10 protein-coding genes are annotated in these 11,716 nt (G+C 68.0%); 9 read left to right on the top strand and 1 reads right to left on the bottom strand.

Annotated features, from left to right (window positions below; genetic code table 11):
• Window positions 1–17: 17 nt before the first annotated feature.
• Window positions 18–1,451 carry a neutral zinc metallopeptidase gene (locus ACYR7D_RS02300; RefSeq protein ID WP_459547978.1) on the bottom strand — a complete coding sequence of 478 codons (1,434 nt, stop codon included), beginning with the start codon at window positions 1,449–1,451 and terminating at the stop codon, window positions 18–20.
• Between the two features lie 113 nt (window positions 1,452–1,564).
• Between ACYR7D_RS02300 and ACYR7D_RS02295 the strand changes: the two genes are divergently transcribed.
• The 9 genes from ACYR7D_RS02295 (at window position 1,565) to ACYR7D_RS02255 (ending at window position 11,695) form a co-directional block, all read left to right on the top strand.
• Window positions 1,565–4,186 (top strand): ATP-binding cassette domain-containing protein, encoded by a 2,622-nt coding sequence (locus ACYR7D_RS02295; protein WP_459547977.1) that lies wholly within the window; start codon window positions 1,565–1,567, stop codon window positions 4,184–4,186.
• A 91-nt stretch (window positions 4,187–4,277) separates the two neighbouring features.
• Entirely contained in the window at window positions 4,278–6,092 is a 1,815-nt protein-coding gene (locus ACYR7D_RS02290; protein WP_459549978.1) for a hypothetical protein, read from the top strand.
• 167 nt (window positions 6,093–6,259) lie between these two features.
• Window positions 6,260–6,703 carry a 50S ribosomal protein L13 gene (gene rplM / locus ACYR7D_RS02285; protein WP_459549977.1) on the top strand — a complete coding sequence of 148 codons (444 nt, stop codon included), beginning with the start codon at window positions 6,260–6,262 and terminating at the stop codon, window positions 6,701–6,703.
• A gap of 56 nt (window positions 6,704–6,759) precedes the next feature.
• Window positions 6,760–7,206: a 30S ribosomal protein S9 gene (gene rpsI / locus ACYR7D_RS02280; protein WP_459549976.1), complete on the top strand. Its 447-nt coding sequence runs from the start codon at window positions 6,760–6,762 to the stop codon at window positions 7,204–7,206.
• 186 nt (window positions 7,207–7,392) lie between these two features.
• Window positions 7,393–8,778 carry a phosphoglucosamine mutase gene (gene glmM, locus ACYR7D_RS02275; RefSeq protein ID WP_459547976.1) on the top strand — a complete coding sequence of 462 codons (1,386 nt, stop codon included), beginning with the start codon at window positions 7,393–7,395 and terminating at the stop codon, window positions 8,776–8,778.
• A 135-nt stretch (window positions 8,779–8,913) separates the two neighbouring features.
• Window positions 8,914–9,105 (top strand): PspC domain-containing protein, encoded by a 192-nt coding sequence (locus tag ACYR7D_RS02270; RefSeq protein ID WP_459547975.1) that lies wholly within the window; start codon window positions 8,914–8,916, stop codon window positions 9,103–9,105.
• 150 nt (window positions 9,106–9,255) lie between these two features.
• Entirely contained in the window at window positions 9,256–9,549 is a 294-nt protein-coding gene (locus ACYR7D_RS02265) for a DUF6802 family protein (protein WP_459547974.1), read from the top strand.
• A 127-nt stretch (window positions 9,550–9,676) separates the two neighbouring features.
• Entirely contained in the window at window positions 9,677–9,982 is a 306-nt protein-coding gene (locus tag ACYR7D_RS02260) for a hypothetical protein (protein WP_459547973.1), read from the top strand.
• Between the two features lie 3 nt (window positions 9,983–9,985).
• Window positions 9,986–11,695 (top strand): hypothetical protein, encoded by a 1,710-nt coding sequence (locus tag ACYR7D_RS02255; RefSeq protein WP_459547972.1) that lies wholly within the window; start codon window positions 9,986–9,988, stop codon window positions 11,693–11,695.
• Window positions 11,696–11,716: the final 21 nt, after the last annotated feature.

Genomic DNA, 11,716 nt, shown 5'->3' with positions numbered 1-11,716 from the left:
GCAGACCCGGTGCGGGACTATTCGTACCGGGCGGTGCAGGTGTCCTCACCGCCGAGCACACCGGCCCGGAACGCATCCACCCGGGAGAAACCGCTCGGCACCGTTTTGCCCTCGACATCGCTGGCGGCCAGACCGTCGGTCAGCAGCCCGGATACGGCTTCGTCGAGATCACCGGCCGCCAGTTTGATATCGCCGACGGATCGGCCCGATTCCGCCAGCCGGCCGGTGGCCACACCGGAAAGGCAGGCCGCTCGCAGCCCGGTTTTCGCGCCGACCAGTTCCTGATCCCGGCTCCGCTGCACCGCCAAGGTGTAGCGGGAGATGAAAACCACATAGCCGTTGTAATCACCGGTGACCTTGACCGGCAGCGGGACATCGGAGTCGTCGGTCGCCGTACCGCGGTCGGCCAGACCGCTGATATTGGTGGCGATCGTATTGTTCGCGGGGCAGTAGGTCACCGGTTCGGTGGCTACCCCGTCCCGGCATTCGATATCGGCCCCCTCGTAGGAGTATGCCGGCTCCTGCGATATCGGCAGGATCACCGCCAGCGCCTTGCTCAGCTCGACCAGACTCTCCTCGGTGATCTCGAACTCCCCCGACGCGCCGTCGAAACTCTGCGGCAGATCACCCCGCCGCTGTTCGATCTCGTCCATATCGATTCCCTTGCAACCCTTGGCTCCATCGGTGAAACCGATCTGCACCGCGGTGACCCGCTCGAAGGCCGAACCGTGCACGCTTTCCGGGTCGTCGGGGTCGGAGTCGCGGATCGCCACCGTGGCGGCGAGCACCGAGTTCAGGCCGTCGGAAGTATTGATGGTGAAGTAGTCCGAGCGGCCCTCGGCGACCCAGCGCATATACGCTCCGGCGAAACAGTCGGCCTGCTGCTCCTTCACGATCACCGGATCGTTGCGCGCCACGAGATCGGCGTTGTTCTGGATCGCGTGCCCGTACTCGTGGGCGATCACCATCACCACCGCCATCCGGCCGAACGTCTCGGCCATGGTGGGCAGCAGCAGCGCCCGGTCCCAGCCGATGGAGTTGTCCAGTCGGCAGTACGCGGCGTTGACCATGCGGTAGGTCGATTCCGAGCAGAACTCCACCGAATCCCGGCGGGAATCCCGGGCGCTCCACGAGATCAGCTTCTCCACCGGCTCGAACTCGCCCTCGAATTCGGCGTCGTAGTGTTCTTCCCAGTACGCTTGGACGTCGGTGACCGCGTTCAGCGCCAGGGTATCGATCTCACCGCCGTCCCCGTTCTCCGCGCTCAGCTCGGTGGGCGGTACGTTCTCTCGCGGCCCGCTCGGACCGCTGGTGGTGGGCAACCCGGCGACCTGGAAGGGATTGTCGTAGATGGAGACCGCCCGGCCGTCCACCGCGCGGGTACACCCGGTGGCCAGCAGCAGTGCGCACAGCGTCGCCAAGGCCAACGCGGCAGCAGGGACTTTCGGCATGGATCCTCCCCCATTTCGGCCGATTCGGGTGCTGACATCTCCCGCCGGAGCGGGGAGGTCGGCCCCCAGCGGGGGCACCTCCGATGCCCGGGTAATGGAATAGTATCCGCTGCATGTCTGCACCGGGGGTGCGCACCATCACGGTGCGCCATGATGGAACCGAACGTGTCTTCGATTCGAATCAGCAGATCACACTGGGCCGCGCGCCCGAAGTGACGCTGTTCGTCGACAGTCCGCTGGTCTCGCGGGTCCACGCGATACTGGCCTGGCAGTCGGGAGCGTGGGTGCTCACCGACAACGGCAGCACCAACGGTGTCTTCGTCGATGCCCGCCGGGTGGGTCAGCCCGTCCCGATCGACCGGCCCACTCAGGTCCGGCTCGGCGATGCGATCAGCGGCCCGCTGCTGTGGCTGGTTCCCTCCGGAGTCCCGCAGCAGCAGGGGCAGCGACAGCCCGTCCCGCAACCGCAGCGTCCACCGGCCCCGCCGCACCGGCAGCCGCCCCCGGTCCAGCGCCCGCCGTCGGGACCGATTCCTCACGTCCCCCCGCCGGTCCAGCACAGTGGGCCGGTGCCGAACCAGCCACATGCCCAGCGGCCGGTGCCGCATCAGCCGCAGCAGTGGCCCCCCTCGGGGCAGCAGCCCGCGCGCGGCCCGCAGGGGCCCACCGGGCCACAGCCACAGGTCGCCGCGCAGCAGCCCGTGAACGTGAACATGACGGCGAAGGCGACCGTGGCGGCCGTACCGCCGGTGCGTCACCGGGCCAGCGAGGGGCCCGCGGCCCGCGCCGACCGGCTCCCGCCCGGCGGTCTGGCCATCGGGCGTACCTCGGACAACCAGATCATCGTCAACGATCCGCTGGCCTCCCGTAAACACGCGCGACTGATCGGCAGCGCAGAGGGGCTGGTCCTCGAGGACCTCGGCTCGGCCAACGGCACCTTCGTCAACGGTATCCGGCAGCAGCGCACCGTACTGCGCGAACGCGACATCATCACCATCGGCAACATCGACTTCGAGGTCCAGCAGGGCACGCTGGTACACCGGCAACGCCCGGTCGCCGAACAGGGGCTGGCCGTCCACGGGGTCGGGTTCACCGTCGAAGGCAACAAGCAGCTGCTGGTCGATGTGAACATGCAGGCCGCGCGGGGCACCCTGACCGCGCTGATCGGCCCGTCCGGCGCCGGGAAATCCACCCTGTCCCGGCTGATCGCGGGCAGCACCCATCCCTCGGGTGGTGTGGTCACCTTCGAAGGTCGTGATCTGCACGCCGAATACGAGGCGTTGCGTTCCCGTATCGGCATGGTCCCGCAGGACGATGTGCTGCACCGGCAGCTCACCGTGCGTCAGGCCCTCGGCTTCGCGGCGGAACTACGGCTGCCCCCCGACTCGTCGAAAGCCGACCGCCGGCAGGTGATCGACGGCGTACTGCGCGAACTCTCGCTCACCGAGCACGCCGACACCCGGGTGGACCGTCTTTCCGGTGGTCAGCGCAAACGTGCTTCCGTCGCGCTGGAACTGCTCACCGGCCCTTCACTGCTGATCCTGGACGAACCCACCTCCGGCCTGGACCCGGCACTGGACCGCCAGGTCATGATGATGCTGCGCGAACTGGCCGATGCCGGGCGCGTGGTCATCGTGGTCACCCATTCGGTGGCCTGCCTGGACATGTGTGATCAGGTGGTGTTGCTGGCCCCCGGAGGCAAGACCGCCTACGCGGGCAATCCGGCGGGTGTCGAATCCGCGCTGGGCACCAGTGATTGGGCCAAGATATTCGCCGATGTGGCCGCCAACCCCGATGCCGCGTTCGCGCACTATCGGTCGCGGCAGGCCGCGCTACCGCCCCCGCCACCGCCCGCGGCCCGATCGGGCGGGGCCGGTTCACCCCCGCAATCCGGTGCCTGGAAACAGTTCTCCACGCTGGCCCGGCGGCAGGTGCGGCTGATCCTGGCCGACCGCGGCTATCTCGTGTTCCTGGTGTTGCTGCCGTTCGCGCTCGGCGGGCTCTCGCTGGTGGTCCCGGGCCAGTACGGGTTCTCGCCGCCACCACTGACCCAGGCCGACGACGGCTCCTTCATCCGGGCCGGCAGCTCCGAACCTCAGCAGCTGCTGGTGGTGCTGATTCTCGGCGCCTGTTTCATGGGTTCCACTCTCACCGTGCGCGATCTGGTCGGGGAACGCACGATCTTCTTCCGGGAGCGCGCGGTCGGACTGCGACCCGGGGCGTACCTGTCGGCGAAGATCGTGGTGTTCAGCCTCGCCGTCCTGTTGCAGTCCGCGGTGATGATCGGCTTCGTGCTGCTGGGCAAGAAACGGCCGGAGGAAGGTTCGGCGCTGGCCCTCGGCGGTGCGGAACTCTATATCGATATCGCGGCGACCGCGGTGGCGTGCGTGGTGTTCGGACTGTTGTTGTCGAGCCTGGCCAAATCGAGCGAGCAGGTGATGCCACTGCTGGTGGTGGCGATCATGGGGTTGCTGGTGATGGCCGGTGGCCTGATCCCGGTGACCGATCGCGTAGTGCTGGAACAGGTCTCCTGGCTGTTCCCCTCCCGCTGGGGCTACGCCGCCGCGGCCTCGACGGTGGATGTTCGATCGCTGTTCGTCCAATCGCAACAGGACGGATTCTGGGAGCACACGCGCAGCGCGTGGTTCCTGGATATCGGCATGGTGGTGGCCATCACGGTGGTGATCGCTCTGTTCACCTGGACCCGTTTGCGGCTCAGGAAGTCCGCCGGATGAGACCGCGGAACCACCGGACGCGCCGCCCGCACCGCTGGTCGGTGGGGGCGGCGAGCGCTGCGCCCGCGCACCAGGCACACTGATGCCTGTGATGGTGCGAGTTGGAGCGATACATCTCGGGTGGGATGTGGTCTCCGTGGCCGCGGGTGGATCCGGCGTGCCCATCCGCCCGGTACGGGTCGAGGGAAGCTACAACCCCCCTGCCTATCTGCTGGCCGACGCGGCAGGCAGGCTCTATACCGCCGGTGTGGAGAAACAGCGGCCCGATCTGGGCATGGCGATTCCGGATGTGCGGGAAATCCTCGGGCATCCGCAGATCGTCATCGCCGGAGCCACCTGGCCGGCGGAACTGGTGTTCCGTGCCCGTCTCTACAACCCGATGGCCGCGATCGGCACCTATCTGCGCGGGAAACCCGACGTTATCGCGCTGCCCTACCCGGACGACTGGCCGGAGCCCAAGATCGACGCCTACGCACAGCTGGTGGAGCAGCTGGACGTCGAGGTCGAACCGATTCCGGAATCCATCGCGCTCTCCGGCTATGTGCGCGCCCTCGGGCTGGTGCGCCCGCCCGACCATCGCCTGCCGGACGGTATCGGTGCCACGGCGGTCCACTTCGACGGGCGGGTCGTCGACGGCCGGGCCAATGTGCTCGTGGTCGCGGTGCACGGGGACGAGGAGCGGCCCACCGAATCGGTCTACGTGTCCATCGACCCCGAATCGACGCGCAACCCCCGTATCGCCGACGATACGGTGATCGAGGTGATGGCCGCGGCACGGGCCATGGGCGCCGATAATTCGACGGTGCTGCTGGCCGGGCAGGTGGTCTTCAACGAAACGCTGCGGTTCGCGTTCCGCAATCATCTGGGTCAGCGCCTGAAGAAGGCCGAGCATCCCATGCACGCTCTGGTCCTCGGCGCCACCCATCTGCTGGTCAGTGAGAACGAGGACGACGAGGAACCGGAGAGCTACGCGCCGCCCGGACCACCGGCCGCGCCGCACCCCGTTGCGTCCCCGCCCGGGGCGGATCGTGCCGCGCCCGTGCCGCCGGAACCGGCCGGTCCGAGCGGTCCCGGCCGGCCGGCGCCGGGCGGTCCGTACCCTCCCGCGCCGGGCGCTCCGCAACCACCGCACCCCGGACCCGGCCGGCAAATGCCCGCCTCGGGGGCCGCGCCCGGCAACACCGGGACAGCGCCCGCGGTGCCTCCTCCGCCGGCCCAGCCCTCGCCCTACGGTTCTTCCGCTCAGCCACCGGGTTCGCCCGGGCAGGGTGCGGGCGAGGACGCGACCGTCAAGGTCGAGCGTGGGGAACTGCCGCCCCCGATATCCGGCCCCGCCAGCCGGTTCACTCGTCCGCCCGACCCCGCCACCGGCAGTCAGGCGGCGGTGCCGTTCACGCCGCACCCCGGCTCCGGGCCACCGGGTTCGGCTCCGTCCGGCGCCCCCGCGCCGCCCGATACGGAAGCGGAAGGGGAGAAGGCCAAGGGCCGGCTCTGGAACAAGATGAAGGACAACCTCTTCGGCGCGCACGCCGTTATCGGTGCCGCCGCGCTGGCCGCCTCGGTATGGGGTGGTGACGGTGCCGGAACGGCGCAGGCCGCCCCCGGGCCGACCGGTATCGCCGTGAACATGGACAGCGTGGCCGGATGCGTGCCCATGCCCCGGGTCACCGTCGACCCTCCGGAAGAGGCCGATACCGCCGGTCCGGAAGGAGCGGGTACGGACGGTCGGCTGTTCTACGCCCGCGTGCCCACCGCGCCGGGCACCGGAACGCCCGTGAACGAGCAGGCCCCCGCCGCGCCCGGGCAGGACGACGCGATGTGTGAACGCCCCGGTATCGATACCCTGCGCTACCTGGTGCCCGGACTGCCCGGTATCGCCGACCCGGGTCCGCCGATCGACCTCTGAGGGCCCCGCGCGCCCCGCGCCACGAGCGGGCGGTTTCCGGGCCACGATACGTGACTGGTATCGTGACCGGCTGGTGTGCGAACGCCGAGTCCCGGGTCTCAACCGGCCGCCGGGAACCCCTCGACGCACACTTGGCCGGCAGCATCGACGACAGACAGGGAAGCACTGTGCCTACGTACAGCCCGAAGGCGGGTGACGTGACCCGTAAGTGGTACGTCATCGACGCCACTGACGTAGTGCTCGGCCGTCTTGCCGTCCAGGCAGCGAATCTGCTGCGTGGCAAGCACAAGCCGACCTACGCTCCGCATGTCGATGGTGGCGATTTCGTCATCATCATCAACGCCGACAAGGTTGCCATCAGCGGCAACAAGCGGCAGGACAAGCTCATCCACCACCACTCGGGTCATCCCGGCGGCCTCAAGTCCCGCACTGTCGGCCAGGTGCTGGAAAAGCGTCCCGACCGCCTGGTGGAGAAGGCCGTCAAGGGCATGATCCCCAAGAACAAGCTCGGCAACGCCATCGCCGGCAAGCTGAAGGTGTACGCGGGCCCGAACCATCCGCACGCCGCCCAGCAGCCCGTTCCGTTCGAGATCAAGCAGGTGGCCCAGTGACCGCTCCCGAGGAATACACCGAGTACGACGAGGCGGTCGCGGAAGACGCCGCCGAGGTGCTGGACGAGGGCGTGGTCTACGACGACGCCGAATACGTCGACTACGCGGCTCCGCTGGACCGTCCCGTGCAGACCGTCGGCCGCCGTAAGGAGGCCGTGGTGCGGGTGCGCCTGGTGCCCGGCACCGGCAACTTCGTGCTGAACGGTCGCTCGATCGAGGACTACTTCCCGAACAAGGTGCACCAGCAGCTGGTGAAGTCCCCGCTGGTCACCGTCGAGCGTCTCGAATCCTTCGACGTGTACGCCCGCCTGAGCGGTGGCGGCCCGTCGGGCCAGGCCGGTGCGCTGCGCCTGGCCATCGCCCGGGCGCTGACCGTGGTCAACGCGGACGACCGTCCGGCGCTCAAGCGTGCCGGGTTCCTCACCCGTGACCCGCGTGCCACCGAGCGCAAGAAGTACGGCCTCAAGAAGGCCCGTAAAGCGCCGCAGTACTCGAAGCGCTGATATCCCCGATGCCGGCTGTCCGTCCGCCGCGAGTGGGCGGACGGGCCGGTATCGATACCGAGAGCAGGCAACCAGTCGGAGTCTGGTGGCCTGCTCTCGTGCTATATCTACCGCGGTGCTCGCCACCCGGACGCGGTTACGGCTGGGTTCGTCGTGCGCCGTGGACTCACTGACGAGGGGCAAGGTATGGGAGATCTGTTCGGCACCGACGGTGTGCGCGGGCTGGCCAATGATTCGTTGAGCCCGGAACTGGCGCTGCGGGTCGCCGGGGCAGCGGCGCAGGTACTGGGCGTGGAGGTGCGGTCCGGCCACCGCAAGCTGGCGGTGGTGGGGCGGGATCCGCGCGCCAGCGGCGAAATGCTGGAGGCCGCCGTGACCGCCGGGCTGACGGCCGCGGGGATGGACGTATTACCGGTCGGTGTCCTGCCGACTCCCGCCGTGGCCTACTTGACCGGCGTGTACGACGCCGGTCTGGGTGTGATGATCTCCGCCTCGCACAATCCCATGCCCGATAACGGGATCAAGATCTTCGCCGCCGGCGGGCACAAACTCGAGGACGCTGTCGAAGAACGGATCGAGGCCCGGGTCGCATCGGGCGAGTTCACCCGGCCCACCGGCGCCGGGATCGGACGGGTACTGGGCGCGAGCGGCACCCACCGGCCCGATGCCGGCCCGTCCGACCAGTTCGGTGTCGGCGGTACTCACGAACGCTATATCGAGCATCTGGTGGAGGTCACCGGCCGGGATCTGAACGGGCTGACAGTCGTCGTGGACTGCGCCCACGGTGCGGCCTCGGAGGTCGGGCCGGCCGCCTACCGGGAGGCCGGGGCGCGGGTCGTGGCGATCAACGCCGAACCCGACGGGCTCAATATCAACAACGGGGTGGGTTCGACCCATATCGAGCAGGTGCAGCGCGCGGTGCGCGAACACGGTGCCGACCTGGGCCTGGCCCACGACGGCGACGCCGATCGCTGCCTGGCCGTCGACGCCGCCGGTGATCTCGTCGACGGCGACGCGATCATGGCGATCCTCGCGCTCGGGATGCAGGAGGCCGGCACCCTGACCGGCAACACCCTGGTGGCCACCGTGATGAGCAACCTGGGCCTGCATCTGGCCATGCGCGCGGCCGGTATCACCGTGCGGACCACCGGCGTCGGCGACCGCTACGTTCTGGAGGAACTCCGCGGCGGCGGGTACGCGCTGGGCGGTGAACAGTCCGGACATGTGGTCTTCCCCCGCTACGGCACCACCGGCGACGGCGTCCTCACCGGTCTGCAACTGATGGCGCGGATGTCGGCGACCGGCCGATCGCTGGCCGAACTGGCCGCGGTCGTCCAGAAGGTGCCCCAGGTCCTGGTGAACGTCCCGGTCTCGGACAAGGCCGCGGTCACCTCCGACGCGGGAATCCTGGAAGCCGTCCGCGCCGCCGAGGACGAACTCGGGGACACCGGCCGGATCCTGCTGCGCCCCAGCGGAACCGAACAGCTGGTCCGGGTGATGGTGGAAGCGGCCGATCACCACCGGGCCGAACAGGTGGCCGGCGACCTCGCCAAGCTGGTCGCGGCTGTCTGAGCGGGTCCGGCTCAGGGCGGCACCCTGAGCCGGACGCTCCGGAAATCAGGGTGGGGATCGGTAGCGCTACCGATGCGACCGGATGGTCACGGTGCGGATAGTGGAGGTGTAGTCCCCGCCGTCGAAAGGACCACCATGACCGCCCCCGCACGTCGCTTCGCCCGCTCCACCACCGATAAGTGGATCGGCGGTGTCTGCGGCGGTATCGCCGAGTACTTCGGCTGGAGTTCCGGGCTCGTCCGGCTGCTGTTCGTCGTGTCCTGCGTACTGCCCGGACCGCAGTTCCTGATCTACCTGGCGCTGTGGTTGCTGATGCCGAAGCGCTGAGACCCGGCGGGGCCACCCGGCCCGCTTCCGTTTTCCGATCACGACCGCCGGCCCCGTTCCCGTACCGGGAGCGGGGCTGCGCTGTGTCACCGGGGATGGAAAGATAGGCGAAAACCCGTCTCGCCGTCTTCACGGAACTCAGGAGGACCCATGCCCGCATCCGGAGAGTTCCCCGGTCTCGACGCATCGTCCTCCCCGGACGGGCTCGGTCCGGTCGAAATGGAAACGCCCACCCAGGATCTCGACGGTGACGGCATACTCGACACCTTCACCGCCACCGGTCCCGAATCCATGAGTGTCTGGACCGATACCGACGCAGACGGATTCGCCGATCATCTGAAAGTGGTGGAGTACGACGGTGATTTCTCCGCCTGGGAGTACCATCGCAACCCGGACGGAAGCGGTGAGTGGCGGCAGACCGATCGGGGGAAGGTCGGAGAGTAGCCGGTGCCGGACACTCGCGCCGGCATGGAACCGCAGCCCGCGCGGCCGCGTCGGAACGGGTAGGACAAGCGCCGCAGGACCGATCGGGGATTTCCCGGGAGGGGCGGGCAGGACGGAGGGGAAACCCATGAGTACGACGGGGATGCAATCGGAGGCCCTGGTGGGCTTGGCGAACAATATGCGGGCCAGCGCCGACGCGGTGAAGAGTCAGGTGACGAGTATCGCCGGCAGTATGATCGTCCCCGCCGACACCGGTTTCGGGTACAAGGCGCAGGGGGATGCGATTCACGCGGGCCTGGAAGCGGTGCAGCAATGGCTCGACGATTGGTCCGAGGCCACACAGCTCACCGGTGACGCGATGGGGCAGACGGTGGTCGAGCTTTCCACCGTGGACCAGGAAAACGCCGCGAACACTCAGCAGGCGGCGAGCTGACAGATGGCCGAGGATCGAAGTCCGGCGGGGGTGGAGACCCGCAGTTGTGCCGAACTGCTCCATGAGGCCTCGAAGGCGCTGCGGTACTTCGAGATATTGGAGGTCCGTTACCTCCGTTGGGTAGGTGATGCGACATCGCCCGAATTCAAACCGTACGGAGAGCTGCACACACTCTTCTATCAGCAGAACGGTTTGAACGAAGAGGCGTTCCGTACCGCCGCCGATACATTGAAAACCGTCCTCGAGAAGGTGGCGACCGAGCGAAACGAGCAGGCCACGTTCGCGCATACCCTGCCCACGGTGTGGTGGGGGGACGCGGCGACCGCGGCCTCGAACATGATGGCGACGCAACTCCAGTTGGCCGAGGCCGATATCACCATTGTGCGCAAGGTCCAGGAGGGGCTGGCTGCTGCGCCGCAGTCCTTACGTGACGCACTGGCGATCAAGACGTGCGCGGCCGCCGAGATCTCCAGGAGCGATGAAATCGAGGTCCGCGGTAAAACCCCTGAGGATATCGACAGTATCATCACGTTTGCCAATGGCTTCTTCGCGAGTGGCGCACTGTGGGGAAAAGACACTTTGGTCGACAAGGTCAATCGAATATTCCCCGAGCTGGCCGAGTCCGGTTCGCTGTACGTACCATGGATCAGCGCCGAAGATTCGACTTACGTCGGAAAAATGCGGGAGCAGTGTAGAACCTGGCTCGACGAAATCTTCAAGACGGAGTACGAGTCGCATCTCGCGGAATTCGTGAAGGCATGTAACCAAACCAATCAGTATGTGGCAGGTATCCACGACGAACTGGTGAAGGCATTTCAAGGATTGAATGCCACCAAGTACCCGTGCCCGAAGATTTCCCAGACGCCGCAGACCACCACCCCGCCCGGGACCGCAACGAGTCAGCCGACCGGTACCGGAGCCCCCACGACGCCGTCGACCACGACGACGCCTTCGGCGACGCCGCCGTCGACCACCACCACCACCACTCCCTCGACAACCCCGACCGGCACCGACGATCCGCTGTCAACCGTTGCCGCGCTGGGTACCCAGCTCGCTTCCTCGGGCCTCGGCACCCAGTTGACCGAGGGGTTGAACGCTCTGGTGAGCTCGGCGAGCCAGCAGATCACCAGTACGCTCGAGCAACTACGGGAACAAGCCGAGAACATCCTCGATCCGGATGGGGAGGACGAGCCGGCCGAGGATCTGGACGGCGACGGTGAACCGGACCAGGACACCGACGGTGACGGTGAGCCCGACGAGGATCTCGACGGTGACGGTGAACCGGACGAAGACGCCGACGGTGACGGCGAACCGGATCCCGGCGGCGACAAGGGGATCGAGTTCAACGGCCGGACCTACAAACTCGAAGTGGGGTCCGACGGCCAGTTGAAGCTCGTGGTGGACAGCCCTACCGGTGATCCGGTGACCTATCGGGTCGAAATCGGGCCCGACGGTATACCGGCGATCGTCGGTGACGACCGGTCCGGTGAAACCGCGCCGCCGGAAACCGAGAATCCCCAGCCGGCCGATCGACCCAGCGGCGTGCCCGGCGTTCCGGCCGGGAAACAGCAGGATGACGGCGAGCATCGGCCGCAGGACTATCCGCCGCCGCAGCAATCCGAAGAGGAGCCCGCCGAACCCGAGCCGGCGGCTCCACCGCCCGCGCCCCCGGTGGAGACCGGGGCCCAGTTGGCCGAGGCGGGTCCGCTGTGAGCGCGGGCAGAATCCGGTGAT

The organism is Nocardia sp. X0981, from assembly GCF_977089955.1.
The sequence above is the reverse complement of the archived record's forward strand: the minus strand, read 5'-3'. Positions and strand labels throughout refer to the sequence as shown.